The organism is Mesorhizobium sp. AR10 (assembly GCF_024746795.1).
Taxonomy (GTDB): Bacteria; Pseudomonadota; Alphaproteobacteria; order Rhizobiales; family Rhizobiaceae; genus Mesorhizobium.
Window position 1 is genome coordinate 2,770,082 of record NZ_CP080524.1, and the last position, 23,706, is coordinate 2,793,787.

Sequence of the window (23,706 nt, forward strand, 5' to 3'; positions counted from 1 at the left end):
TTGTTGGGTCGGACCGGGCCATGACATCGGCAGGTCAAGCGGAAATTTGCATCACGGGGAGTTGCCATGCTCTGGAAGGGCCGCCGTCAGAGTGAGAATGTCGAGGACCAGCGCAGCGGCAGTGGCGGCGGTGGGTTCGGCGGCGGCAGCCCCGGCCAGTTCCGCATCCCGATCGGCGGACGCGCCGGCGGCGGTTCGAGCATCTTTATCGTGATCCTGGTTGTCCTTGCCGGATGGTATTTCGGCTTCGATCCGTCGCAGATTCTCGGCGGCGATGACGGCAGCGTGACGCCGGGTGGCGGCGGTCAGATCACCGACAACAGCGGCGGGCAGGACGGCGCGCCCGCTTCCGACGAGATGAAGCAGTTCGTTTCGACGGTTCTGGCCGAAACCGAGGAGACCTGGACAGGCATATTCCAGGCCGAAGGCTTGAAATATGAAGACCCGAAGCTGGTTCTGTTCAGCGGCCAGATTCGCTCGGCCTGCGGCTTTGCCTCGGCGGCGTCCGGTCCGTTCTATTGTCCCGGCGACCACAAGGTCTATCTCGACACCACCTTCTTCCAGCAGCTCGATCAGCAGTTCGGCGCGTCGGGCGATTTCGCCCAGGCCTATGTCATCGCGCATGAGATCGGCCACCACGTGCAGAACCTCACCGGCATCCTGCCCAAGTTCAACCAGATGCGGCAGCAGATGGGCGAGGCCGAGGCCAACCATATGTCGATGCAGGTCGAACTTCAGGCTGATTGCTTCGCCGGTGTCTGGGCGCATTTCACCGCCCAGAAAGGCATTCTGGAACAGGGTGACATCGAGGAAGCACTGAACGCAGCCCAGAAGATCGGCGACGACACGCTGCAGAAGAAGATGCAGGGCTATGTCGTGCCGGAAAGCTTCAACCATGGCACGTCGCAGCAGCGGCAGACCTGGCTGGCGCGCGGCTACAAGAGCGGCAAGCTTTCGGATTGTGACACGTTCAACAACCCGATCTGAGGCGTTGGGACTTTCCTGACGACCGGCACATTTCCGACCTTTCATCACGGCAACTGATGTCAGGATGAGAATGCTTGGCGTGTTCCTCCATTGTTCCAAGAGGTGGGCTCGCCTATAACGAGCCTCCGAGGAGCCGACGCCATCATGATCGAAGCCAAAACCGCCAGGCGGGGCCTTGCGCTTGTTTTCACCACGCTGCTGCTCGACATCACCGGCATCGGCATCATCATGCCGGTGCTGCCGACCTACCTCAGGGAATTAACCGGCGTCAGCGTCAGCGAGGCGGCGATCGAGGGCGGCTGGCTGTTCTTCGTCTATGCCGCCATGCAGTTCCTGTTTGCGCCGTTGATGGGCAATCTCAGCGATCGCTTCGGGCGCCGGCCGATCCTGCTGGCTTCGGTGCTGACCTTCGCCATCGACAATCTGATCTGCGCTGTGGCCTGGTCGTATTCGATCCTGTTCATCGGCCGGGTGCTGGCCGGCATCAGCGGTGCCAGCTATTCGACGGCTTCCGCCTTCATCGCCGATGTCAGCACCGACGAGAACCGGTCAAAGAACTTTGGGCTGCTCGGTATCGCCTTCGGCATCGGCTTTATCATCGGGCCGGTGCTGGGCGGGCTGCTTGGGACGTTCGGGCCGCGCGTGCCGTTCTGGGGGGCGGCGCTGCTTGCGCTCATCAATTTCATCGTCGGCTGGTTCTTCCTGCCCGAAACGCTCGAGCAGCATCACCGGCGCCGGTTCGAATGGCGGCGCGCCAACCCGCTCGGCGCGTTGAGGCAGATGCGCAACTATCATGGCATCGGCTGGATCGGGCTGGTGTTCTTCCTGATGACGCTTGGCCATATGATGTATCCGGCGGTGTGGTCGTTCATCTGCAGCTACCGCTATGGCTGGAGCGAACAGCAGATCGGTTTCTCGCTCGGCGTGTTCGGCCTGGGCGGCGCGCTGGTGATGGGCTTTGTGCTGCCGCGCGTCATTCCGCGGCTCGGCGAATGGCGTACTGCGGCGATCGGGCTCGCGTTCACGGCGCTCGCCGCCTTTGGCTATGCCGCCGCCTGGAAGGGCTGGATGATCTATGCGGTGATCGTGGTTACCTGCCTTGAGGCGCTGGCCGACCCGCCGTTGCGCAGCCTTGCCGCCGCCAAGGTGCCGCCTTCGGCGCAAGGCGAATTGCAGGGCGCGATGACCAGTCTGTTTTCGATCACCAGCATCATCACGCCGCTGCTCTACACCGGCATATTCGCCTGGTTCACCGGGCCAAGCGCGCCAGTGGTGTTCGGCGGCGCGCCCTTTGTGCTTGGTGGCGTTTTCATGACCCTGGCGCTGGTAGCGTTCATCCTCAAGGTTGAGAAGCCGGTAGTGCCCAGGAACGTCACCACAGCTACGGCGAACGATGGAGCACGGGTATGAGTGACCGCAGGCGCATTGTTCTGACGAAAGGCGCGGTGTCGCTTTCGCGCCTCGTCTTCGGCGCCTGGCGCCTGCTTGATGGTCCGGTGCGACCTGACGCCGAAGCCGTCGCCCGGCTGATCGGCACGGCGGTCGATCTAGGGCTGACCAGCTTCGACCATGCCGACATCTACGGAAACTACGAGGTGGAAGCAGCTTTCGGCGCCGGGCTGGCGCGCTGGAAGGGCAAGCGCGACAGCATCGAGCTGATCTCCAAATGCGACATCATGCTGCAGACCGCAAATCGTCCGGACAACAGGCTGAAGCATTATGACACCAGTGCTGCCCACGTCGTTGCGTCGGTGGAGCGATCGCTGACCAGTCTCGGCACCGACTATCTCGATCTGTTGCTGCTGCACAGGCCGGACCCGCTGATGAATGCCGACGAGACGGCGGCGGCGCTGGCCGGCCTGGCCAAATCAGGCAAGGTGCGGGCAGTCGGCGTTTCCAATTTCACGCCGTCGCAGTTCGACCTGTTGGCTTCGCGGCTGCCTTTCCCGTTGGTCACCAACCAGATCGAGATGTCGGTGCTGAAAACCACGGCGTTGACTGACGGCAGCCTCGACCATGCGCAGCGGCTAGCCTACGCGCCGATGATCTGGTCGCCGCTGGGCGGCGGTTCGCTTTTCACCGGCAATGGTGAACGCGAGGCGCGGGTGCGTGCTGCCCTTGCGGCGGTAGCGGCTGAAACGGGCGCCGGCGATCTCGCGGTTGTCGCCATCGCCTGGCTGCTGCGCCATCCGGCGCGGCTGGTGCCGGTGCTGGGCACGATGAAGCCGGAGCGATTGGCCGCCATGGTCAAGGCGCTGGATATCGGGCTCGACCGCCAGCAATGGTTCGCGATCCTGGAAGCCAGCGAAGGCCGGCCGGTGGCTTGAACTCAGGCCCGTTCGGCCAGCAATTCTTCGCCGCGTTTCTCGCGGATCAGATTGACGAAGCGGCGGAACAGATAGTGTGAATCCTGCGGCCCGGGCGAGGCTTCGGGGTGATGCTGAACCGAGAACACCGGGCGGCCGGTCAGCGCAATGCCGCAGTTCGAGCCGTCGAACAGTGAGACGTGGGTTTCCTCGACGCCCTCGGGCAGCGAGTCGGCATCGACGGCAAAGCCGTGGTTCATCGAGACGATCTCGACCTTGCCGGTGGTGTGGTCCTTGACCGGGTGGTTGGCGCCGTGGTGGCCCTGATGCATCTTTGCGGTCTTGCCGCCCAGCGCCAGCGCCAGCATCTGGTGGCCGAGGCAGATGCCGAACACCGGAATGTCGGTCTTCAACAGATCCTGGATGACCGGAACGGCATAGTCGCCGGTGGCCTCCGGGTCGCCGGGGCCGTTGGAGAGAAAGATGCCGTCGGGCTGCATGGCGAGGATCTCTTCCGCACCGGTGTTGGCCGGCACCACGGTGACCTTGGCGCCGAGCCCGGCAAGCAGGCGCAAGATGTTGCGCTTGACGCCATAGTCGATGGCGACGACATGCATGGACGGGTCGGCCTGTTCGCCAAAGCCCTCGTTCCACACCCATTGTGTCTCGCGCCAGACCGAAGACTGGCCGGAGGTGACTTCCTTGGCAAGGTCGAGCCCGATCAGGCCGGACCAAGCGGCGGCGCGGCGCTTCAGATCGTCAATATCGAACACGCCGTCGGGCGCATGGGCGATGACGGCGTTGGGCATGCCCTTTTCGCGGATCAGCGCAGTCAGCGCCCGGGTGTCGATGCCCGAAAGTGCGGCGACGCCGCGCTTCTTCAGCCACTGGTCGAGACCGGTTCCGGCCCGGTAATTGGACGGGTTGGTAACATCGGCCTTGAACACGGCACCGACGGCGCCGGCGCGAGCGGCGGGATTGAGGTCCTCAATGTCCTCATCATTGGTGCCGATGTTGCCGATATGCGGGAAGGTGAAGGTGACGATCTGGCCGGCATAGGACGGGTCGGTGAGGATTTCCTGGTAGCCGGTGAGCGCGGTGTTGAAGCAGACTTCGGCGACGGCTGAGCCTGTGGCGCCCAGGCCGCGACCCTCGATGACGGTGCCGTCGGCCAGGACCAGCAGGGCGGTCGGCTTTTCGGTGGCCCAAGCGGAGGTAGGGGCGGCGGTCATCTCGGCCATGGCGGCACTCCTAAAAAGCTGCGTGCGGACTGTCCCGCGCAGCAAACGGCGCGGCAGCGATTTCTCGAGCCTGCGCGCATCAATTCATTGTCTTATGCAAGGCCGAGTACATAGGGGAAGGCGCCAGAACGGTCAATGATGTGGCCAGCGACCGGCATCGATTTATTTCGTCGAACAATATCAGTGATTTGATGGCGTCTCCGGGGTTTGCCTTGCGCATTCGCCGGGGCTATTGTCCGCCGCGTTTGAAGGAGAAAGCATCATGCGTGGCAAAATCGCCGAATCCCTGAAGAGCGCGATGAAGGCGCAGGACAAGCGCCGGTTGCCGACGCTGCGGCTGATCCAGGCCGCCATCCACGACCGCGACATCCTCAATCGCGGTTCAGCCAAGGAGCCGGCCAGCGACGAGGAGATCCTGCAGATCCTGGCCAAGATGGTGAAGCAGCGCGAGGAGTCGGCCAAGGCATTCGATGACGGCAAGCGCCCGGAACTTGCCGCGCAGGAGCGCGACGAGATGGCCATCATCCGTGACTTCCTGCCGACGCAGTTGGACGAGGCCGCGGTGACCGCTGCGGCGCGCGAGGCGATCGCTGCCACCGGTGCCGCCAGCCAGAAGGACATGGGCAAGGTGATCGCTGCGCTCAAGCAGAAATACGCCGGCCAGATGGATTTCGGCAAGGCAAGCGGGATCGTCAAGGTTCTGCTGCAGTAGAGGTTTTTTTCGCTTTTCCGAACGAGCGTGATTTTCGATCCGCAAGGATTAGGGTACCATTTGATTCTGGCGCGCCCACGCCTCCCCCCTCCACCGGGAAAGTATAATTCATGCGGGGCCATCCGATCACCGAACCGACTGTTCGAGCACCAGGCATAAGGAGGGGTTGCGAAAACTGCTCGCAATAGGAGGTTTTTGATGAGGCTGTCCGCCCCTGTCTACAGTCTGAAGCGTCAAGCCAGACTTTTATCGCGCAAGGAAAACATCCCCCTTCACCAGGCCCTCGACCGCGTTGCGGCCATTGAAGGCTTCGCCGATTGGGGCCTGCTTCTGGCCAGGGCGGGCGCCACGACCCCAGCCGGCAGATTGTTCGCGCTGCTGACGCCCGGCGACCTGGTTCTGGTAGGCGCCCGGCCGGGTCATGGCAAAACACTGTTGAGTCTCGAACTCGCGGTGGAAGCCATGAAGTCCGGCTGCCGGGGTGTTTTCTTCACGCTGGAGTATACGCAGATTGATGTCCTGGAGCGGTTTCGAGCCATCGGGGTGGAGCCGGCACATTTCGACGGCCTGTTCGAATTCGACAACTCCGACGCCATCAGTGCCAACTACATTGTACGGACGTTGGAAGCGGCGCCGCGCGGCACGCTGGTTGTCATAGACTACCTGCAACTACTCGATCAGAAGCGGGAAAACCCGGACCTGATGACTCAAGTTCGCACACTGAAGTCATTTGCGCGGGACAGAGGACTGATCTTCGTCTTTATCTCCCAGATCGACCGGTCATATGATCCGGCGAAAAAGCCCTGTCCCGATATCAGCGATGTCCGGTTGCCGAACCCGCTGGATTTGTCGTTGTTCAACAAGACTTGTTTCCTGAACCAGGGCGAATTGCGTTTCCAGGCAGCGAGTTCGGTTCGGAACAAGCCTTTCGCCGCAAACATCCACACTTGAGCATGGATCGGCCTCGGGCGCCGCCTATGGCGGCGCCGAGAGCCTGCGCTACCGCATAGATTGTGAGAGCCGACATCTTCCCGGCGCTTACTCGGCGGCGGCCGGGACCGGTGGCGTCGCCTTGCTGCGCTCCTCCGAAATGTAAGAGGCAAGGGCGACTGCCACAGCGACCAGCATGGCCATGGCGCCGACCACAGGCAGACTTCGATAGCCATAGCCGCTATTCAGCATGGCCGCCCCGAGCGAGGCAGCCAGCGCGATGCCGACATTGAAGCCGGAAGGGATCAACGACGAGGCGAGGTTGGATGCGTCCGCGGTCCAGGCCAGGATGCGGGTCTGGATCGGCGTACCGATGGCGAAGTTGAGCCCGCCCCAGATGACGATCGCCACGACCATCGGCAGGGGATAGGGGCTGACGGCATAGATCACAGCGAGCGTTGCCGCCTGCAAGGCCAGCATGGTGATGAGCGACGGCATCAGTTTCCAGTCGGATAGCTTGCCGCCGAGGAAGACGCCGAGCGTGGCGCCGACGCCATTGAGCAGCAGCACCCACGGCACCAAGCCCTCGTCGAGCCCGGTGACCTCCAGCAGCGTGGGGGTGATGTAGGTGAAGAGGCCGAACTGGCCGATCATCAGCATCAGCATCAGGATCAGCGAGGTCCAGACCTGCTGACGCGCCAGCACGCGGACCTCGCGGGCGAAGCTGACGGACGGGCTCGACGAACCCGTCGTGCGTGGCAGCAGCGCAAGCATGGCAGCGGTTGCCACCACGCCAAGCGCGCACATCACCCAGAACGTCGCGCGCCAGCCCCAGAGATTGCCGATCGCGGTGCCGGCCGGAACGCCGATGACGTTGGAGACGGTGAGGCCCGACAGGATGACCGCCACCGCCATGCCACGCTTGTCCTCGGGGACAAGGCCGACCGCGACCACCATGGCGACGCCGAAATAGGCGCCATGCGCCACGGCGACGGCAATGCGCAACAGCAGCATGGAGGCGAAGTCGGGCGCCAGCGCGCAGGCGGCCTGGCCAATGGTGAAGGCGACGGCAAGGCCAAGCAGCAAGGTCTTGCGGGAAAGCTTCTTGGTAGCGAGCGCCAGCAGCGGGCCGCCGACGGCGATGCCGGTGGCGTAGCCGGAGATGAGATAGCCTGATGTGGGGATGGAAACGCCGAGACCATTCGCGACCTGCGGCAGCACGCCAGCGATGACGAACTCGGTGGTGCCGAAGGCGAAGGCAGCGATGAACAGGGCGATGAGGGGAAGCATGGCGCGCAAAGCGATCCTCGACTGAGGGGGCCTCAAACCATGGATGGGCGCTGCGGGCAATGCAGAAATTGTCGACGCCGGTTTAGGTTTTCTTCAGCGGTTGAGCTCAACTGGCCTTCAGCCGGGAGCCGGTGAGCAAGCCGCGTTCCTCGAGCACGGGATAGGCCATCGAGGCGAGCAGCGAGTTGATCTGCTTGAGGTCGCGGATGGTGTCGAGATGGATAGAGCTGGTCTCGACGCTCTTGGCGGTGCCGTCGCGCAGCCGCACGAAGTGGCTGGCGCTGGTTTCCTTCTCGCGGTCGCGCAGCCGGTCCTTTTCCAGCACCAACTGGCGGGCGGTCTCGGGATCGCGTGAGACCAGAACGTTGAAGGCAAGCCGCGCATTGGCGAGCACCGAAGCGTGGAAGGCGGAAAGTTCGCGCCAGCCCTCGGGCGTGAATTCCAGCCCACGCTCCAGCTTCTTCCTGACATGCACCAGCATGTTGCGCACGATGATGTCGCCGACCTGTTCGAGCTTGACGCAGGCGCCGATCAGTTCCTGGCAGCGCAGTGCCTCGTCCTCGCTCAGCGGGTTCTTGGTGACCTTGGCCAGATAGAGCTTTATCGCCGCGTGCTTCCTGTCGACGCGGTCGTCAAGTGCCGCCAGCGCCTTGATCTTGTCGGCGTCGGCGCTCTCATAAAGCTCGATGATGCGCTTCAGCATGATCTCGACCGTCTCGCAGACCCGCACCACTTCGCGGGTGGCGTTGGCCAGCGCCTGGCTGGGCATGTCCAGCGCACTGTCGTTGAGCGCTGACAACTCGGTGACGTCGAGCGCCTCGGCCGGCGCCGGCTTGGTGCCCAGCGCCACGATCTTCTCCGAGGCGCGGTAGACAAGGCCGGCCAATGGCAGCCCGGCGAGCAGGATCAGGACATTGAACAGGATATGGGCGTTGACGATCTGGTCGGGCACGGTGGTGCCGAGAAAAGCGACCGGCGGCTTGAACGACAGGAACAGGATCAGGATGACCAGCGAACCCATGCCGCGCATCAACAGATTGCCGATCGGCACGACGCGCACACCGGGCTCGGCATTGCGGGTGAGCAGCGGCGCGATGATCGACGAACCGAGATTGACGCCGAGCACCAGCACGATGCCGAGTTCGGGTGGGATGAAACCGCGGCCGGCCAGCGTCACCATCAGCAGCACCGCGGCGATCGAGGAATGGAACAGCCAGGTGACCAGCGCCGCCAGGAGATAGGCGGTGACCGGGTCGCCGGAGAAATAATTGACGATGACCGGCATCAGCGTGCTCTGGCGCAGCGGCTCCGATGCCTGGCCGATCATTTCCAGTGACAGCAGAAGCAGCCCGATGCCGACTAGGATGCGGCCGAACTGGCGCCAGTCGCGCCGCTCGGTGGCCATGAACATGACGGTGCCGGCGACCAGGCAGATCGGCACCAGCAGCGACAGGTCGAAGGTGAGCAGCTTGACCACCAGTGCCGAGCCGATCTCGGCGCCGCGCACGGCAAGCTGGCCCGATATGCCGCTGACGATGCCAGCACCGGCAAAGGAGCCGACGAGCAGAGTGACGGCGGTTGAACTCTGCAGCGCAATCGACAGGCCGCAGCCGGCGAGCACCGCCATCAGCGGATTGCGCATGGTGGCGCGCAGCTTGTGGCGCAGCACATCGCCATAGGCGCGCTCGACACCGGTCTTGACCAAGCGGGTGGCAAAAAGCATCAGCGCGACGGCGCCGGCAAGATGCAGCAGGACGACGGAGCCGCTCATGGCTGGCCGCGCAATCCGACAGACGCCAACGGCGCGAGCGTCGTTGCGGCAGAGGGGCAAGGGAGGGCACGAATCATGGACATTGCGAAGCCGATATTACCGCGATTACTTTTAGCCGGATAATAAATTTTGTCCAATTCGTGCGGCTGTTGGCACGCGACAGGACGTGTCGGAAATGGATTTTGCCTTAGGGATTGTGCGTTCTTTTGGCGCCAGGGCGCGGCTTGGCGTCGGTGATCCTTGCACGCTTGCCCGATTTCTCCGCATTGTTGAATTAGCCGTTATAAATATAGGAAATCATTACAGAATTGTAATGCTGGCGTTCAGTTTCAGTTCATCCGTTGGCCGCTATTCCTGGGGCATCGACAACCAAGGAGTATCGTCATGAAACGCATTATTCTCTCTGCAATGGCCTTCTCGATGCTGGCTGCCACGTCCCTGCAGGGCCAGGCCGCGCCGCTGAATGCGCCGTCCGCGCCGCAGTCGAATTATACCCAGGTCGACTGGCAGAAGTCCGGCAAGCATGTCGACGTGAGGAAGCGCGTGGTCAAGAAGAAGGTGGTCGTGAAGCGCAGCCATTGGCGCAACGGCCAGAAGTATTCCAGCTGGAAGCGCCACCAGCCGATCCGCGACTACGGTCGTTATGGTCTGCATCGCCCCGGCCGCGGCCAGGAGTGGATCCGCGTCGGTAACGACTATGTGCTGGTCAGCATCCTCTCTGGCGTCATCTTTGGCGCAATCGCCGCGCACTGATCCGGGGATACTCCGGGCCATAAAAGGAAGGCGGTCAGCAATGGCCGCCTTCTTTTTTTGCCCTGTGGAAACCGGGTATGGTCCGTATTAGGGGTCGTCGGCCCCGGCAAGCGTGATTATATGGGGGAGACAAAGAGTTTCCCATGCGCTTTCCGCCCGCCTTCCTCGACGAGATTCGCGACCGCGTGCCGATTTCCTCGGTGATCGGTCAGCGTGTCGCATGGGACAGGAAGAAGACCAACGCGCCGCGCGGCGACTACTGGGCTTGCTGTCCGTTCCACGGCGAGAAGAGCCCGTCCTTTCACTGCGAGGACAAGAAGGGCCGCTATCATTGTTTCGGCTGCTCGGTTTCTGGCGATCATTTCAAGTTCCTGACCGAGCTCGACGGGATGAGCTTTCCCGAAGCGGTCGAAAAGATCGCCGACATGGCAGGCGTGCCGATGCCGGTTCGCGATGCCCAGGAAGAACGGCGCGAAAAGGAACGCGCCAGCCTGACCGATGTCATGGAAATGGCGACTGCCTTCTTCCAGGAGCGATTGCAGGGACCGGAAGGCGCGAAAGCCCGCGCCTATCTGCGCGACCGCGGGCTGACGCCGGCGACGCAGCAATCGTTCCGGCTCGGCTATGCGCCCGACAGCCGCAACGCACTGAAGGAGCATCTTGCTGCCAAGGGCGTCGGCAAGGCCGATATCGAGGCCTGCGGGCTGGTGCGCCATGGCGACGACATTCCGGTCTCCTACGACTGGTTCCGTGATCGCATCATGTTCCCGATCCCGGATTCGCGCGGCAAGATCATCGCCTTTGGCGGCCGTGCGCTGGCGCCTGATGCGCTGGCCAAATACATGAACTCGCCCGACACCGAGCTCTTCCACAAGGGCAATGTGCTTTATAATTTCGCCCGCGCCCGCAAGGCGTTGGCCAAGGGCGGCACGGTTATCGCCGTCGAAGGCTATATGGACGTGATCGCGCTGGCGCAGGCCGGCTTCGAGAATGTGGTGGCGCCACTCGGCACCGCGCTGACAGAAAACCAGCTTGAACTTCTGTGGCGGATGGCGGCCGAGCCGATGCTGTGCTTCGACGGCGACCAGGCCGGGCTGAAGGCGGCGTGGCGCGCCGCCGACATGGCGCTGCCGGTGGTTCAGGCCGGCCGTTCGGTGCGTTTCGCCTTGCTGCCCGAAGGCAAGGACCCCGACGATCTGGTCAAGGCCGACGGGCCGGACGCATTTCGCGCCGTGCTCGCTGACGCTCGGCCGCTGGCAGATCTGTTGTGGATGCGCGAGACATCAGGCGGCGTCTTCGACACGCCGGAGCGGCGGGCGGAGCTGGAGAAGACGCTGCGCGAGCTGACCAGCCGCATCCGCGACGAAAGCCTGCGCTATCATTACCAACAGGAGATGCGCGAGCGGGTGCTGAGCTTCTTCGGCGCCCAGCGCGGCGCCCGCCAGGGGCGTCAGGATGGGCGGCCCGGCGAGCGTTTCCAAGGCAAGGCCCCGACGCCGGGCGGACAATTCGCGCGGGGCGGCGGCGCCGGTGCCCGTACGGCGATCACCGAAAGCCTCGGCCGCTCTGCCATGGTCAAGCGCGGCGGCGAGATGATGTCGGTGCGCGAGGCGACGATCATCGTCGCGCTGGTCAACCATCCGGCGCTGATCGACGAGAATTTCGCCCATGTCGAGTTTCTCGATCTGGCCAATACCGATCTGAAGCGGCTGCACGCTGCTATCCTCGACGCCATGGCGCATGACATGGCAAACGACCGCAACGCGGTGATCGCGACGATCGAGCGCGCCAGCTGCGGCGACATCTGGGAGCGCGCGGTGGGGTTGATCAAACGGGCGCGGCAGTGGCCGGCACTGGAAACCGCCGGACTTGACGATGCCCGCGACGCCTTCAGCCAGGCGCTGCACTTGCAGCGCAGCGCGCGCACCTTACATAGAGAGCTGAAACAGGCGCAAGCGGCGCTCGATGCGGACCCTTCGGACGAAAATTTCCGGCATCTGGTCGAGATTCAGGCGCAATTCAATGATGTGCAGGCAACAGAAGCGTTGATCGAAGGGTTTGGCGTGTCCTCGGGCAGAGCCGGGCGCGTGTAGGTTGAAAGCTTGCGCAAGAGTGAAATGTAGGAACGTGCTTGCGCGTCGAATTGGCCGCGCGGCGCGCTAAGTCGGGTAATTGATTCGCTTTTTTCATGCGAATCATGCGAGAGGCGCTTGACCTTCCGGCAGAATGGCGGAATCAGGACGATTCGAAACGTTAACCCGCACCCGGCGTCGACGGGCAATGAGCGATGTGAGGTACTGGTCACTGGACAGGCTGTCGGTCTGCCACAGATATCAGGGTTAATCTGGACTTAACGAGAGATGCAGTTACTGGCCCGGTGAAGCGCGTTTCTAGTGCGAGCGCATCCGATTTGACCGGTCCGGCAGCGTACGCGGCTTCGATGCTGAGCCGCCAGGAGAAAACAAAGACTATGGCGACAAAGGAAAAGGAAGAGGTCGAAACCGAACGCGAAGGCGCCACCGATGGGCCTCTGCTCGACCTTTCCGATGATGCTGTCAAGAAGATGATCAAAGCCGCCAAGAAGCGCGGCTATGTCACCATGGACGAGCTGAATTCGGTGCTGCCTTCGGAGGAAGTGACCTCCGAGCAGATCGAGGACACGATGGCGATGCTGTCCGACATGGGCATCAACGTGGTCGAGGACGACGAGCAGGGCGAGGAGCCCGAAGCCACCGATACGGCCGCCGACGCCGAGGAAGACGCCAACGAGCTGGCCGAGCAGACCGGCACGGCCGTTGCCGCCACCACCACCAAGAAAGAGCCGACCGACCGCACCGACGATCCGGTTCGCATGTATCTGCGCGAGATGGGCTCGGTCGAGCTTCTGTCGCGCGAGGGCGAAATCGCGATTGCCAAGCGCATCGAGGCTGGCCGTGAGACGATGATCGCGGGCCTGTGCGAAAGCCCGCTGACTTTCCAGGCGATCATCATCTGGCGCGACGAGCTCAACGAATCCAAGATCCTGCTGCGCGAGATCATCGATCTCGAAGCCACCTATGCCGGGCCCGAAGCCAAGCAGGCACCAGTGGTCGAGCGCATCGAGGAAGCCAAGGTCGAGGAAAAGCCACGCCGTTCGCGCGACGAGGAAGAAGACATCACCAATGTCGGCGCCGACACGCGCGGGCTGGTGGACGACGACGAGGAAGACGAGGACGAAGCGAGCCTGTCGCTGGCGGCGATGGAAGCCGAATTGCGTCCGCAGGTGATGGAGACGCTCGATCTCATCGCCGACACCTACAAGAAGTTGCGCAAGCTGCAGGACCAGCAGGTCGAGAACCGGCTGGCCGCCGCCGGCACGCTGTCGCCCAGCCAGGACCGCCGGCTGAAGGAACTGAAGGACCAGCTGATCAAGGCGGTGAAGTCGCTGTCGCTGAACACGGCGCGCATCGAGGCGCTGGTCGAGCAGCTCTACGACATCAACAAGCGGCTGGTGCAGAACGAGGGCAAGCTGCTCAGGCTGGCCGAAAGCTACGGCGTGCGCCGCGAGGAGTTCCTGAAGGAATATCAGGGCTCGGAGCTCGACCCGAACTGGACGCGCTCGATCGGCAATCTGACCTCGCGCGGCTGGAAGGAATTCACCAAGAACGAGAAGGACGCGATCCGCGACCTGCGCGCCGAGATCCAGAACCTCGCCACCGAAACGGCGATCTCGATCCTGGAATTCCGCAAGATCGTCAACCAGGTCCAGAAGGGCGAACGCGAAGCGGCGATCGCCAAGAAGGAAATGGTCGAGGCCAATCTGCGCCTCGTCATCTCCATCGCCAAGAAATACACCAATCGCGGCCTGCAGTTCCTCGACCTGATCCAGGAAGGCAATATCGGCCTGATGAAGGCGGTCGACAAATTCGAATACCGTCGCGGTTACAAGTTCTCGACCTATGCGACATGGTGGATCCGGCAGGCGATCACCCGTTCGATCGCCGATCAGGCACGCACCATCCGCATCCCGGTGCACATGATCGAGACGATCAACAAGATCGTGCGCACCTCGCGCCAGATGCTGCACGAGATCGGCCGCGAGCCGACGCCGGAGGAACTGGCCGAAAAGCTCGCCATGCCGCTGGAAAAAGTGCGCAAGGTGCTGAAGATTGCCAAGGAGCCGATTTCGCTCGAAACGCCGGTCGGCGACGAGGAGGATTCGCATCTCGGCGACTTCATCGAAGACAAGATGGCGATCCTGCCGATCGACGCGGCGATCCAGGCCAATCTGCGCGAGACGACGACGCGCGTGCTGGCCTCGCTGACGCCGCGCGAAGAGCGCGTGCTCAGAATGCGCTTCGGCATCGGCATGAACACCGACCACACGCTGGAAGAAGTCGGCCAGCAGTTCTCGGTCACCCGCGAGCGTATCCGCCAGATCGAAGCCAAGGCGCTGCGCAAGCTCAAGCACCCGAGCCGGAGCCGGAAGTTGAGAAGCTTCCTGGATAGCTGAGGCAAGCAGGGGCTCAAGCAGTTCAAAGGGCGCCACGGGCGCCCTTTTTCGTTTCTCCGCACTGCTCTTGAAGATGGTGCCGGCCGGGAGGATACTTCCCGTGTCGGATGCGTTTTCCGGGCGACAAGCCGGATGCCCGCCCCGGTGGAGGTCTCGACCAGCCGCCGTGCACCGTGGCGCCGGAGGGAGGTGTGCCATGACGACTTACATCCTGCTCATCAACTGGACGGAGCAAGGCGCCAAGAACCTGCGCGACTCGCCGAAGCGGCTCGATGCGGCCAAGAAACAGCTGGCCGATATGGGCGGATCGTTCAAGGCGTTCTATCTGACCATGGGGGAATGCGACATGGTGGCCGTGGTCGAGGCGCCAGATGATGCGGTGCTTGCCCGTTTTGCGCTGATGCTGGCGACTGGCGGCAGTATCAGGACGCGGACGCTAAAGGCGTTTCCGGAATTTGCCTATCGCGAGATCATAACTTCGCTCGGGTAGCGCCTGGCGCGGCACGGGTTCGTGTGGCGCTGCGTCATATTGCGGGGCCGTGCCGTCTCGCCGATAGTCGCTCCATGTCGGGATCCCTGCTGACCGTCTGGTACAACACGCGCTGTCCGGTTTGCGATGCCGGCATCAGCCGGCAGAAACGGCGGCTGATCGATGCGATCAAGGCCGGGCGGATCGAGTTTCGCGACATCAATGGGGAGCCGGCGGCATTGGCTAGGTACAATGTTTCGCTGGCGGACATCCGCCGCCGGCTGCATGCAACCGACGCGGATGGCAAACTTCTGATCGGCGCCGATGTTGCGGTTGCCGTCTGGAGGGCGACGCCGGGCGAGGGCTGGCTGGCGTCACTGTTCGGCAACCCCATCGCGCTGCCGCTGACTCGTCTTGCCTATGATCGCTTCGCCGATCTTCTCTATGCCTGGAACCGGCGCAAGGGTCGCTGGTAGCCGGCGCTCGGGCAGACGTCGATGAGAAGGCCCGGAGGTGTCTCCGGGCCCTCTTGCGGACCTTTATCTGGTCGCAGGTTCGCACAGCCAGCCGACGATACGGCGCACCACCGGCAGAACCAGCAGCAGCGTCGGAAAGGCCACCAGCCAGGACAGACCCCAGGCGGTCAGCCAGATGGCCGGCAGGCCGGGCTGGAAGCCGAGGCTCTTCAGCGTCGAGATGAACGAGACGATGAAGGTCATCAGCAGCGACAGCACCAGCGGGCTGACGATTGCGGCATAGCGCGCGGGCAGTTTCCCGCGTTTGTTGGTCGTGGTCATTTGGGATTTTCCCTGAAGTGTCCGGTCCGTCGCATTTGGCATCCGCTGGCCGAATTCTCGGCGAACTGCCCGGAAAGACCGGGTTGGATGCGTTGCTTGACGTCAGACGCTTACGGAGCGGTCTTTCGACCGTCGGGCGCCTTTTAGCTGCCGCGCTTGGCGAAATCAATCCTGCTGGAGCCATAGTCAGATACATCGCAAGATATATCTTGACTCGATCATAGCGCTCGCTTAATTAAGATATATCGTAAGACATAACTCAAAGGAGTAAGCGATGCACAGACATCATCATTTTGGCGAGCACCCGTTGCGCGCATTCATTCACATGGCCGGCAAGTTCGGCGGTCGTGGTGGTGGCTCGGGCACATTCGGGCACGGAATGAGGGGTGGCGGGCGCGGCGGGCCGGGCGACATGTTCCGCGCCGGACGCATGCTGGCCGACGGCGATCTCAAGCTGATCACGCTGTCACTGCTGGCCGAGGCGCCGCGCCACGGCTACGACATCATCAAAGCGCTGGAAGAGCGCACCAGCGGCATCTACAGCCCAAGCCCGGGCGTCGTCTATCCGACGCTGACCTTCCTGGAAGAGGCCGGCTATGCCGCCTCTGCCGCCGACGGCAACAAGAAGGTGTTTTCGATCACCGAGGCAGGGCAGGCGCATCTCACCGAAAATCGCGAGATGATCGACGGCGTGCTCGAGCATCTCGAGCGCTTCGGCCGCAAAATGGCCAAGGCGCGCGACTGGTTCGGCTGGAACGACGAAAGCGAGGAGGGCGGACGGCGTGGCCGCGGCCGTTCGGACGCGCGCGACGAATTCCGCGCCGTGCGCCATCGGCTGCGCGCTGCCCTCGGCGAGATCGTCGATGCGCCGGCCGAAAAGCAGGCCGAGGCGATCAGCATCCTGGAAGCGGCAGCCGAAGCCCTGGAAGCGCTGTCGCGCAACTGACCAGGTTTCTGTTCATGCATGTCGCCCAAAACCGCTACGCGCTTTTGGGCGACATGCATAGCAAGCGACCCGGTGGGCCCCTTGCCCGTTCGACGAAGGACCGCTAGTGAAAATCATCCTGCATCACCCTATGTGATGCAGGATGATTGCCGTTGGAGGGCTCCCATGTCTTTTCTGAAACGTCTTTTCGGCGGTGGCGGCGGTGACGCGGGCGAGCCAAAGAATGCTGCTCCGGCAAAGCAGATCGAGCACAAGGGATTCTTGATCAGCGCCACGCCCTACAAGGCAGATGGACAGTACCAGACCTGCGGCGTGGTTTCGAAGGAAATCGGCGGCGTGATGAAGGAACACAGGTTCATCCGCGCCGACCGTTTTGCCGGGCTGGACGATGCCGTCGACATTTCGATCAAGAAGGGCATCCAACTGGTCGATGAGCAAGGCGAGAAGATGTTCGGGTAGGGTATGTCGATATTCAGGTGATGGCGGCCTGACCTGAATCTCAGCACACTTCGTTGGCGGATGGACAAGAAAAAGGCAGGCGCCGGGCGCCTGCCTTTTCAATTCGGGTGAGTGACAGCTGGCCTTTTATGCCGCCGCAGCGACATGCGCGCTCGCGGTCGCAGCCACCACGGCGTCGACCTTGGCGGTCGCCTTGGCCAGAGCGGCGGTCACCGCGTCAGGACCCATGCCGACGCCTTCAATGCGGATGACATCGACATCGGTCATGCCGATGAAGCCAAGCACGGCGCGCAGGTAAGGAATGGCGTGGTCCATCTGTACGGCCGCACCCTCGGAATAGATGCCGCCCGAGGCCAGGACGATGTAGACCTTCTTGCCGGTGACGAGGCCCTTGGGGCCATTCTCGCCATAGGAAAAGGTCTTGCCGGAGCGAGCGACGTGATCGACCCAGGATTTCAGGGTCGACGAGATGCCGAAATTGATGAAGCCGGTGGCCAGGATGATGGTGTCGGCGGCAAACAGTTCGTCGAGCGCGGTGTCGGAAACGCCGACGACCTCGGACTGGCGCTGGGTGCGGGCTTCGACGGGCGTGTAGATGCCGGTCGAATAGTCGGGATCGATATGCGGCAGCGGGTTGGCAACGAGATCGCGCACGACAAGCGTCGCCGACGGATCGGCGGCAAGCAGCTTTTCGGCGAATTCGGTGGCGATGCGGGTCGAGTGCGAGGCGTTGCCGCGCGGGCTGGACGTGACGAGAAGGATGGACATGGCTGGTCTCCAGGGCTGGAATGAATTTGTCCACCCAGATATGGGGCCATCGACCCATTTGAAAAACTGGTATATTTTGTATAGTATCCATCTATTATCTGGATAAGACGATGCAGCCGAACCCGACCCTCGACCAGCTTCAGATCCTTGTGGCCGTTGCCGACACCGGCAGTTTCTCGGCCGCCGGCCGCAAACTCAACCGCGCACAATCGGTGATCAGCTATGCCATCGCCAATCTCGAGGCGCAGCTTGGGCTGAAGCTGTTCGAGCGCGAAGGCACGCGCGAGCCGCAGCTGACCGATGTCGGCCGAGCGACGCTTGAAGATGCACGGCGCATGGTCGGCGTGCTGCAGCGCATCCGCTCGCGCGTTGACGGCCACCGGCAAGGGCTGGAGGCCGAAGTCGTCCTGTCGGTCGACATGGCGCTGCCGTCACCGGTGTTGGTTCGGGTGCTGAAGGCGTTCGAGGCGCAGTTCCCGACCGTGGCGCTGCGCCTGCATATCGGCTCGCTGGGACTGATCGTCGACCAAGTCGTCGAGGGGCAAGCCGATCTCGGTGTCGGCGGTATTCCGGGGGATGCCGATGTGCACCTTCTGCGCATCGGCTTCACCTCGATGGTGCCGGTCGCGGCGCCAAATCATCCCTTGGCGCTTCTGCCAAAGCCGGTGTCGGTGGAGGATGTGCGCGAACACACACAGCTGGTCGTCTCCGATCTGTCGGAGCGCACGCGTGGGCGCGACTACGGCGTGTTCGCCTACCGCACCTGGCGGCTGACGGATGTGCGCACCAAGCATGCGCTGATGCGCGAGGGGCTGGGATGGGGCGGGCTGCCGCGATGGCTGGTCGCCGACGATCTGGCCAGCGGCCGGCTGGTGGAACTCGATCTGGAGCCCTACAGCGAGGTGCGTTCGCCGTTGTTTGCCATGCACCGCGCCGACCGCAGCCCGAAGCCCGCGGCTGCCTGGCTGATCGACCAGTTCAAGCGCCAGCTCGGCTGCTTCAACGAGTTCGAGCCGGACCGGGTGCCTGACGAGGAACCGTGGTCGGAGACAGTCCATCGATAAGCGCCATGAGGACGGCGCGATAGTCTTCAGCTGAAGCGCCGGCCTCGATGGCAAGTGCCGCTCGGTCGAAAGCGGACGCCAGCAGGGCGGTCAGCACCCCCGCCGGCAGCTTCGTCATCGTTTGCGCGCGCATCGCCGCGACGAGGCCCTCATGTAAGGAACGATTGCCGTGGCGATTGTCGATTTCGTCCATGGCGGCGCGGCCGAGCACCGCCGGTCCGTCGAGCAGCAAGAGCCGCGTGCGACCGGGGACGCGCATGGCGACAAGATAGGCATCCGAGCCGGCAATCAGCGCGTCGCGGGCAAATAGCGAGGGTGGCGAGGCGCGTTCGATTTCGGCGGCGACGGCAGCCGCTTCCTGCTCGACGACTGCGGCAAACAGCGCCTGCTTGTCAGCAAAGTGGTGATAGAGCGCGCCGCGCGTGACACCGGCAGCTGCGACAATCTCGGGCGTGCCAGTCTCGGCATAGGGTTTTTCAATGAACAGTTTTCGTGCCGCGGCGATCAGGTCGGCGCGCGTCGCTTCGGTGCGATCGCGGTTGGAGCGGCGCGCGGATTCCTGTTGCATACATGCAGCCTGTATGTTAATTCAATTTACATGCAGACTGTATGTTATCTGACGGGAGAAGGAAAGATGAAGACGACGAGCTATTATCCGGTGCTCATGACCGGCGATGTTGCCGGCACGGCGGCGTTCTATATCGAGCACTTTCGCTTCAAGTCGCTGTTTGAGAGTGACTGGTACGTGCATCTGCAATCGGCTGAGGACAAGCGCGTCAATCTCGGCATCGTCCAGGGCGACCACGAGACGATCCCTGAGGAGGGGCGGGGCCGCACTTCAGGCCTGCTGATCAACTTTGAGGTCCGGGATCCGGATGCCGTCTATGAGCGGGTGATAGCCGCCGGCCTGCCGATCCTGCGCTCCTTGCGCGACGAACCCTTCGGCCAGCGCCATTTCATCACCAAAGACCCCAATGGCGTGCTGATCGACGTGATCAAGCCGATCCCGCCCAGCCCGGAGTTTCAGGCGCAATTTGTTGAAGGGACCGCAGCTTAGGCGGACGCCTCAGCTTGCCCTCGCCACCGGTGTCACCGCGACCTGGCTGACGCCGGTGCGGCGCACCACGGTGCACAGCGTCTCGCGGCCGATGCGCTCGGCATCGAGCATGCGCACCAGATCGTCGACGCCGGTGACCGGGCGGCCGTCGATGGCGGCGATGATGTCACCTTCCCTCAGGCCGGCCTTGGCTGCCGGGCCGTTTTTCTCGACACTGCGCAGCCGCACCGCCGTGCTACTCGACACTTGCGACAGCAAAGCTGCGCGGCGCGGCAGGTTGGCGGTGTCGGCGGAGACGCCGATGAAGGCGCGGCGCACGCGGCCGAAGCGGATGATCTCCGATATGACGAAATTGGCGGTGTTGGAGGCAACCGCGAAGGCGATGCCTTGCGCGCCGTGGATCATGGCGGTGTTGACGCCGATGACCTCGCCCGCCGAAGACACCAGCGGTCCACCGGAATTGCCGGGGTTAAGTGCGGCGTCAGTCTGGATGACATCGTCGATCAGCCGGCCTGTGGAGGCGCGCATCGAGCGGCCGAGCGCCGAGACGACGCCTGATGTGACCGTCCATTCGAAGCCGAGCGGATTGCCGATGGCGATGGCGATCTGGCCGCGCCGCAGGCGCTTGGAATCGCCAAGGGGTGCGACATCGGCAAAGCTGCCATCGGCGCGCACCAGTGCGATGTCGGTGTCCGGATCGCGACCAAGCACGCGGCCTTCGCTGGAGGCACCGTCCGGCATCGAGACGCGCACCGTGCGCGCATCACCAACGACGTGAAAATTGGTGACCACCAGCCCGTCCGGCGCAATGACGAAGCCCGAGCCATGGCCGCCGGCGCCGCCGATGCGCTCGATGCGGCAGACGGCGGGACCGATGCGGTCGACAGCATCGGCGACCGTCGTCGAATAGGCATCGAGCAAGGTGTCGTCGGATTGGAATTTCTGGGCGGGCAGGGCCATCGGCGGGGCTCCGTGTCATTGGGCTTAACGATGACTATATGTGCGAAGCGGCCCGATCGGCCGCGACCTGACCAGATGGCCAGTCAAACCAGCAACTAGCCGTCAGGCGAGTACAAGCGGACGCGCTGCCGAGCGATATCTGGGGCATGGATGAACCCAGGAGAACCATCATGAGCGATTTCAACCTGAACGCATTTTCCGACGCCATCGCCGATATCGCGGCTGCTGCAGCACCGGCGACGGCGAGTTTGCCCACGCATCATCATCGCACGGCAAGCGCCTTCCATTGGCGCGATGGCTATTTCGTCACCGCCGAGGAGGCGGTCGAGAGCGGTGAAGAGGTCGAACTGATGCTGGCTTCCGGCGAGACCGTGAAGGCCGAGCTTATCGGCCGCGATCCGTCGACCGGTGTCGCGCTGCTGAAGCCGGCGGGCGCGCCAGATGCGCCGTCACTGGCCAAGGCGGGTGCAGTGCGGCCGGGCCATCTGGCCGTTGCGGTCGGCAGCAGTGACGGCTCGGCGCTCGCCGTGTTCGGCACGGTGGGTGAGGTCGGTCCGGCCTGGCGCTCGATGCGTGGCGGCACGATCGACCGGCGCATCAATCTTTCCGTCGGTGCCGGCGGCAGTTTCGAGGGCGGTCCGGTGCTCGACGCCAAGGGCGCGCTGGTCGGCATGCTCTTGTTCGGGCCGCGCCGGCGGGCGCTGGTCATGCCCTACGAGACCATCGAGCGGGCAGTGGCGACGCTGCGCGAGAAGGGCCATGTCGCGCGTGGTTATCTCGGCGCCGGCCTGCACCCGATCCGCGATGGTGACGCGCATGGCGCGATGGTGATGAGCCTCGACGACAATGGCCCGGCCAAGGCCGCAGGCCTCTCGCTCGGCGACATCATCGTGTCGTGGAATGGCGAAGCCGTGCATGGGCCGCGGGAGCTGATCCGCAGGCTCGGGCCGGACAGCGCCGGCGCTTCGGTGGCGCTGGGTGTGATGCGTGGTGGCGAGACGCGCGAAGTCGCCTTGACCATCGGCGAAAAGCCGCTGAGCTGAGAGGGTCGATGGCAGGCAGCGAAGCTGACGGGATCGCGAGTGGCGGGGTCATGGGGCGACGGTTGAGAGTGCTGATCGCGCTCGGCGATGCCGTGCGCGCCGAGCGCTTGTCGGCTGGGCTTGCCGTGAACGACGATCTGCTGCCGGTTCTGACGGGCGGCAGCGACGCGGCTGATGTCGCCATCGTCGATGGCCATGCGCTGGAAAATGTCCCCCTGAGCGGCGGTGCCATCGACGCGCGAATACCGCGCGTGGTGCTGTCCTCGCGGGCAAGCCGCGAGCGGCCGGCTGGTGCGGTGTTTGCCGTGCTGCCAACGGCAGCGGACGATCTGCTGATTGCGGCTGCGGTGCGGCTGGCGGCGGCGGGCTATCGGATTTCCGGCGATGGAGAGCCCTTTCCGATTGGGCATGACGACTTCCATGACGGTGGTGGCGATCTGTTTGAGGATGAGGGGCTCGACGGCGTTTCAACGAGGCCGTCGCTTTCGCCGCGTGAGAGCGAAGTGCTGGCGCTGCTGGCCGAGGGCGCGCCCAACAAGGTGATCGCGCGGCGGCTGAACATCTCGGTGCATACGGCGAAGTTCCACGTCGCTGCGATCCTGATCAAGCTGGGTGCCGCCAACCGCACTGACGCGATCGCCATCGCCATGCGGCAAGGCCTGGTGCTGGTCTAGCCGGATATGTCTTCAAAAGCCGACGCAGCGTAACCTGGCTCCGGGGTGTTGGGCCTTGCGCGACGGTTGCCTGCCGCGCAAAGGTTCGCGTCTGTGATGTTGCAAGGGAGGCGCAAATCATGTCGCTCAAGGGAAAGACGCTGTTCATCTCCGGCGGGTCGCGCGGCATCGGGCTGGCGATCGCGCTGCGCGCGGCGCGCGACGGCGCCAATGTGACGATAGCGGCCAAGACCTCCGAGCCGCATCCGAAGCTGCCGGGCACGATCTACACGGCCGCGCAGGAGATCGAGCAGGCCGGCGGCAAGGCGCTGCCTGTGCTGTGCGATATCCGCGAGGAGGCGCAGGTCGCCGAGGCAGTCGCCAGAACCGTGGAGAAGTTCGGCGGCATCGATATCTGCATCAACAATGCCAGCGCCATCCAGCTCACCGGCACGCTGGAGACCGACATGAAGCGCTACGATCTGATGCACCAGATCAACACGCGCGGCACCTTCCTGGTTTCCAAAATGTGCATTCCGCACCTGAAGTTGGCGCAAAATCCTCATATCTTGAATCTGGCGCCGCCGCTCGACATGAAGGCCAAGTGGTTCAAGAACCACGTCGCCTACACGATGGCCAAGTTCGGCATGTCGATGTGCACTCTGGGCATGAGCGCGGAGTTCGCCAAGGACGGTATTGCGGTCAATTCGCTGTGGCCGATCTCGACCGTCGACACGGCGGCGGTGCGCAATCTTCTGGGTGGCGCGAGCGTGGCGGCGATGAGCCGTTCGCCCGACATCATGGCCGATGCGGCGCACGCGATCCTGATGCGGCCGTCGCGTGAGGCGACCGGCAATTTCTATATCGACGAGGAAGTACTGCGCGCCGAGGGCGTCAGCGATTTCTCAGCCTATGCGCCGGGCGCGACAGGGCCGCTGGCCGGCGACTTTTTCGTGCCGGACGATGTGTTCGTGAATTCAGGCACGAACATAAAGAGAATTTATTAGC

24 protein-coding genes are annotated in these 23,706 nt (G+C 63.5%); 17 read left to right on the top strand and 7 right to left on the bottom strand.

Annotation, left to right across the window (positions count from 1 at the left end; translation table 11 throughout):
- The first annotated feature begins 66 nt into the window (after positions 1 to 66).
- The 3 genes from LHFGNBLO_RS17050 (at position 67) to LHFGNBLO_RS17060 (ending at position 3,314) form a co-directional block, all read left to right on the top strand.
- A complete protein-coding gene (locus tag LHFGNBLO_RS17050; protein WP_258609218.1) occupies positions 67 to 987 on the top strand; it encodes a neutral zinc metallopeptidase in 921 nt (306 codons plus the stop codon).
- Between the two features lie 114 nt (positions 988 to 1,101).
- Positions 1,102 to 2,397 (top strand): TCR/Tet family MFS transporter, encoded by a 1,296-nt coding sequence (locus LHFGNBLO_RS17055; protein WP_258609769.1) that lies wholly within the window; start codon positions 1,102 to 1,104, stop codon positions 2,395 to 2,397.
- Positions 2,394 to 3,314, top strand: coding sequence for an aldo/keto reductase (locus LHFGNBLO_RS17060; RefSeq protein WP_258609219.1), 921 nt, complete (start codon positions 2,394 to 2,396; stop codon positions 3,312 to 3,314). Before LHFGNBLO_RS17055 ends, LHFGNBLO_RS17060 begins: the two co-directional genes overlap by 4 nt.
- 2 nt (positions 3,315 to 3,316) lie before the next feature.
- On the opposite strand, the gene carA is transcribed toward LHFGNBLO_RS17060, so the two are convergent.
- Positions 3,317 to 4,534, bottom strand: coding sequence for a glutamine-hydrolyzing carbamoyl-phosphate synthase small subunit (gene carA, locus LHFGNBLO_RS17065; protein WP_258609221.1), 1,218 nt, complete (start codon positions 4,532 to 4,534; stop codon positions 3,317 to 3,319).
- Between the two features lie 262 nt (positions 4,535 to 4,796).
- On the opposite strand from carA, the gene LHFGNBLO_RS17070 reads away from it, so the two are divergent.
- Positions 4,797 to 5,246, top strand: coding sequence for a GatB/YqeY domain-containing protein (locus LHFGNBLO_RS17070; RefSeq protein WP_258609223.1), 450 nt, complete (start codon positions 4,797 to 4,799; stop codon positions 5,244 to 5,246).
- 198 nt (positions 5,247 to 5,444) lie between these two features.
- Complete coding sequence (locus tag LHFGNBLO_RS17075; protein ID WP_258609226.1) at positions 5,445 to 6,197, top strand: DNA helicase; 753 nt, start codon at positions 5,445 to 5,447, stop codon at positions 6,195 to 6,197.
- Positions 6,198 to 6,284: 87 nt separating this feature from the next.
- Here LHFGNBLO_RS17075 and LHFGNBLO_RS17080 read toward each other — a convergent pair whose 3' ends face one another.
- Together LHFGNBLO_RS17080 and LHFGNBLO_RS17085 are read right to left on the bottom strand one after the other, a co-directional pair.
- Entirely contained in the window at positions 6,285 to 7,466 is a 1,182-nt protein-coding gene (locus LHFGNBLO_RS17080) for an MFS transporter (protein WP_258609228.1), read from the bottom strand.
- Positions 7,467 to 7,572: 106 nt separating this feature from the next.
- On the bottom strand, positions 7,573 to 9,237 hold the full coding sequence (locus LHFGNBLO_RS17085; RefSeq protein ID WP_258609231.1) for a Na/Pi cotransporter family protein: 1,665 nt from the start codon (positions 9,235 to 9,237) through the stop codon (positions 7,573 to 7,575).
- A 384-nt stretch (positions 9,238 to 9,621) separates the two neighbouring features.
- On the opposite strand from LHFGNBLO_RS17085, the gene LHFGNBLO_RS17090 reads away from it, so the two are divergent.
- The 5 genes from LHFGNBLO_RS17090 (at position 9,622) to LHFGNBLO_RS17110 (ending at position 15,427) form a co-directional block, all read left to right on the top strand.
- Positions 9,622 to 9,990: an RcnB family protein gene (locus tag LHFGNBLO_RS17090; RefSeq protein WP_258609233.1), complete on the top strand. Its 369-nt coding sequence runs from the start codon at positions 9,622 to 9,624 to the stop codon at positions 9,988 to 9,990.
- 143 nt (positions 9,991 to 10,133) lie between these two features.
- Positions 10,134 to 12,083 carry a DNA primase gene (gene dnaG, locus LHFGNBLO_RS17095; protein ID WP_258609234.1) on the top strand — a complete coding sequence of 650 codons (1,950 nt, stop codon included), beginning with the start codon at positions 10,134 to 10,136 and terminating at the stop codon, positions 12,081 to 12,083.
- A gap of 377 nt (positions 12,084 to 12,460) precedes the next feature.
- Positions 12,461 to 14,482 carry an RNA polymerase sigma factor RpoD gene (gene rpoD, locus LHFGNBLO_RS17100; RefSeq protein ID WP_258609235.1) on the top strand — a complete coding sequence of 674 codons (2,022 nt, stop codon included), beginning with the start codon at positions 12,461 to 12,463 and terminating at the stop codon, positions 14,480 to 14,482.
- A 196-nt stretch (positions 14,483 to 14,678) separates the two neighbouring features.
- On the top strand, positions 14,679 to 14,972 hold the full coding sequence (locus tag LHFGNBLO_RS17105; protein WP_258609237.1) for a GYD domain-containing protein: 294 nt from the start codon (positions 14,679 to 14,681) through the stop codon (positions 14,970 to 14,972).
- 74 nt (positions 14,973 to 15,046) lie between these two features.
- Positions 15,047 to 15,427 carry a thiol-disulfide oxidoreductase DCC family protein gene (locus LHFGNBLO_RS17110; protein ID WP_258609239.1) on the top strand — a complete coding sequence of 127 codons (381 nt, stop codon included), beginning with the start codon at positions 15,047 to 15,049 and terminating at the stop codon, positions 15,425 to 15,427.
- Between the two features lie 63 nt (positions 15,428 to 15,490).
- Here LHFGNBLO_RS17110 and LHFGNBLO_RS17115 read toward each other — a convergent pair whose 3' ends face one another.
- Entirely contained in the window at positions 15,491 to 15,748 is a 258-nt protein-coding gene (locus tag LHFGNBLO_RS17115; protein ID WP_258609241.1) for a DUF2798 domain-containing protein, read from the bottom strand.
- A gap of 274 nt (positions 15,749 to 16,022) precedes the next feature.
- On the opposite strand from LHFGNBLO_RS17115, the gene LHFGNBLO_RS17120 reads away from it, so the two are divergent.
- Positions 16,023 to 16,694 carry a PadR family transcriptional regulator gene (locus LHFGNBLO_RS17120; RefSeq protein ID WP_258609243.1) on the top strand — a complete coding sequence of 224 codons (672 nt, stop codon included), beginning with the start codon at positions 16,023 to 16,025 and terminating at the stop codon, positions 16,692 to 16,694.
- Positions 16,695 to 16,859: 165 nt separating this feature from the next.
- A complete protein-coding gene (locus LHFGNBLO_RS17125; protein ID WP_258609245.1) occupies positions 16,860 to 17,153 on the top strand; it encodes an HlyU family transcriptional regulator in 294 nt (97 codons plus the stop codon).
- Between the two features lie 126 nt (positions 17,154 to 17,279).
- On the opposite strand, the gene LHFGNBLO_RS17130 is transcribed toward LHFGNBLO_RS17125, so the two are convergent.
- Positions 17,280 to 17,921 (bottom strand): FMN-dependent NADH-azoreductase, encoded by a 642-nt coding sequence (locus tag LHFGNBLO_RS17130; protein ID WP_258609247.1) that lies wholly within the window; start codon positions 17,919 to 17,921, stop codon positions 17,280 to 17,282.
- A gap of 110 nt (positions 17,922 to 18,031) precedes the next feature.
- Between LHFGNBLO_RS17130 and LHFGNBLO_RS17135 the strand changes: the two genes are divergently transcribed.
- Positions 18,032 to 18,985 (top strand): LysR family transcriptional regulator, encoded by a 954-nt coding sequence (locus tag LHFGNBLO_RS17135; RefSeq protein ID WP_258609248.1) that lies wholly within the window; start codon positions 18,032 to 18,034, stop codon positions 18,983 to 18,985.
- On the opposite strand, the gene LHFGNBLO_RS17140 is transcribed toward LHFGNBLO_RS17135, so the two are convergent.
- Positions 18,921 to 19,553: a TetR/AcrR family transcriptional regulator gene (locus tag LHFGNBLO_RS17140; RefSeq protein WP_258609250.1), complete on the bottom strand. Its 633-nt coding sequence runs from the start codon at positions 19,551 to 19,553 to the stop codon at positions 18,921 to 18,923. The genes LHFGNBLO_RS17135 and LHFGNBLO_RS17140 overlap by 65 nt on opposite strands.
- 66 nt (positions 19,554 to 19,619) lie before the next feature.
- Here LHFGNBLO_RS17140 and LHFGNBLO_RS17145 point away from each other — a divergent pair, with 66 nt between their 5' ends.
- Positions 19,620 to 20,042 (top strand): VOC family protein, encoded by a 423-nt coding sequence (locus LHFGNBLO_RS17145; RefSeq protein ID WP_258609252.1) that lies wholly within the window; start codon positions 19,620 to 19,622, stop codon positions 20,040 to 20,042.
- 9 nt (positions 20,043 to 20,051) lie between these two features.
- Here the strand turns inward: LHFGNBLO_RS17145 and LHFGNBLO_RS17150 are convergent, their stop codons facing one another.
- Positions 20,052 to 21,002: a S1C family serine protease gene (locus tag LHFGNBLO_RS17150; protein ID WP_258609254.1), complete on the bottom strand. Its 951-nt coding sequence runs from the start codon at positions 21,000 to 21,002 to the stop codon at positions 20,052 to 20,054.
- 170 nt (positions 21,003 to 21,172) lie between these two features.
- Here LHFGNBLO_RS17150 and LHFGNBLO_RS17155 point away from each other — a divergent pair, with 170 nt between their 5' ends.
- The 3 genes from LHFGNBLO_RS17155 to LHFGNBLO_RS17165 all read left to right on the top strand — a co-directional run bounded on the left by LHFGNBLO_RS17155 (position 21,173) and on the right by LHFGNBLO_RS17165 (position 23,705).
- Positions 21,173 to 22,045, top strand: a complete 873-nt coding sequence (locus tag LHFGNBLO_RS17155) for a S1C family serine protease (RefSeq protein WP_258609256.1) — start codon at positions 21,173 to 21,175, stop codon at positions 22,043 to 22,045.
- An 8-nt stretch (positions 22,046 to 22,053) separates the two neighbouring features.
- The gene (locus tag LHFGNBLO_RS17160; protein ID WP_258609258.1) at positions 22,054 to 22,719 is read left to right on the top strand and encodes a helix-turn-helix transcriptional regulator; all 666 of its coding nucleotides are present in this window, start codon (positions 22,054 to 22,056) and stop codon (positions 22,717 to 22,719) included.
- 119 nt (positions 22,720 to 22,838) lie between these two features.
- The gene (locus LHFGNBLO_RS17165; protein ID WP_258609259.1) at positions 22,839 to 23,705 is read left to right on the top strand and encodes an SDR family oxidoreductase; all 867 of its coding nucleotides are present in this window, start codon (positions 22,839 to 22,841) and stop codon (positions 23,703 to 23,705) included.
- The last annotated feature ends 1 nt before the right edge of the window (position 23,706 follow it).

Coding starts and splice junctions, on each gene's coding strand:
- carA (WP_258609221.1), bottom strand. CDS start 4,534: ATGGCCGAGATGACCGCCGCCCCTACCTCCGCTTGGGCCACCGAAAAG.
- LHFGNBLO_RS17165 (WP_258609259.1), top strand. CDS start 22,839: ATGTCGCTCAAGGGAAAGACGCTGTTCATCTCCGGCGGGTCGCGCGGC.
- LHFGNBLO_RS17130 (WP_258609247.1), bottom strand. CDS start 17,921: ATGTCCATCCTTCTCGTCACGTCCAGCCCGCGCGGCAACGCCTCGCAC.
- LHFGNBLO_RS17155 (WP_258609256.1), top strand. CDS start 21,173: ATGAGCGATTTCAACCTGAACGCATTTTCCGACGCCATCGCCGATATC.
- LHFGNBLO_RS17125 (WP_258609245.1), top strand. CDS start 16,860: ATGTCTTTTCTGAAACGTCTTTTCGGCGGTGGCGGCGGTGACGCGGGC.
- LHFGNBLO_RS17060 (WP_258609219.1), top strand. CDS start 2,394: ATGAGTGACCGCAGGCGCATTGTTCTGACGAAAGGCGCGGTGTCGCTT.
- LHFGNBLO_RS17145 (WP_258609252.1), top strand. CDS start 19,620: ATGAAGACGACGAGCTATTATCCGGTGCTCATGACCGGCGATGTTGCC.
- dnaG (WP_258609234.1), top strand. CDS start 10,134: ATGCGCTTTCCGCCCGCCTTCCTCGACGAGATTCGCGACCGCGTGCCG.
- LHFGNBLO_RS17115 (WP_258609241.1), bottom strand. CDS start 15,748: ATGACCACGACCAACAAACGCGGGAAACTGCCCGCGCGCTATGCCGCA.
- LHFGNBLO_RS17140 (WP_258609250.1), bottom strand. CDS start 19,553: ATGCAACAGGAATCCGCGCGCCGCTCCAACCGCGATCGCACCGAAGCG.
- LHFGNBLO_RS17120 (WP_258609243.1), top strand. CDS start 16,023: ATGCACAGACATCATCATTTTGGCGAGCACCCGTTGCGCGCATTCATT.
- LHFGNBLO_RS17050 (WP_258609218.1), top strand. CDS start 67: ATGCTCTGGAAGGGCCGCCGTCAGAGTGAGAATGTCGAGGACCAGCGC.
- LHFGNBLO_RS17075 (WP_258609226.1), top strand. CDS start 5,445: ATGAGGCTGTCCGCCCCTGTCTACAGTCTGAAGCGTCAAGCCAGACTT.
- LHFGNBLO_RS17160 (WP_258609258.1), top strand. CDS start 22,054: ATGGCAGGCAGCGAAGCTGACGGGATCGCGAGTGGCGGGGTCATGGGG.
- LHFGNBLO_RS17150 (WP_258609254.1), bottom strand. CDS start 21,002: ATGGCCCTGCCCGCCCAGAAATTCCAATCCGACGACACCTTGCTCGAT.
- rpoD (WP_258609235.1), top strand. CDS start 12,461: ATGGCGACAAAGGAAAAGGAAGAGGTCGAAACCGAACGCGAAGGCGCC.
- LHFGNBLO_RS17105 (WP_258609237.1), top strand. CDS start 14,679: ATGACGACTTACATCCTGCTCATCAACTGGACGGAGCAAGGCGCCAAG.
- LHFGNBLO_RS17070 (WP_258609223.1), top strand. CDS start 4,797: ATGCGTGGCAAAATCGCCGAATCCCTGAAGAGCGCGATGAAGGCGCAG.
- LHFGNBLO_RS17110 (WP_258609239.1), top strand. CDS start 15,047: ATGTCGGGATCCCTGCTGACCGTCTGGTACAACACGCGCTGTCCGGTT.
- LHFGNBLO_RS17080 (WP_258609228.1), bottom strand. CDS start 7,466: ATGCTTCCCCTCATCGCCCTGTTCATCGCTGCCTTCGCCTTCGGCACC.
- LHFGNBLO_RS17085 (WP_258609231.1), bottom strand. CDS start 9,237: ATGAGCGGCTCCGTCGTCCTGCTGCATCTTGCCGGCGCCGTCGCGCTG.
- LHFGNBLO_RS17135 (WP_258609248.1), top strand. CDS start 18,032: ATGCAGCCGAACCCGACCCTCGACCAGCTTCAGATCCTTGTGGCCGTT.
- LHFGNBLO_RS17090 (WP_258609233.1), top strand. CDS start 9,622: ATGAAACGCATTATTCTCTCTGCAATGGCCTTCTCGATGCTGGCTGCC.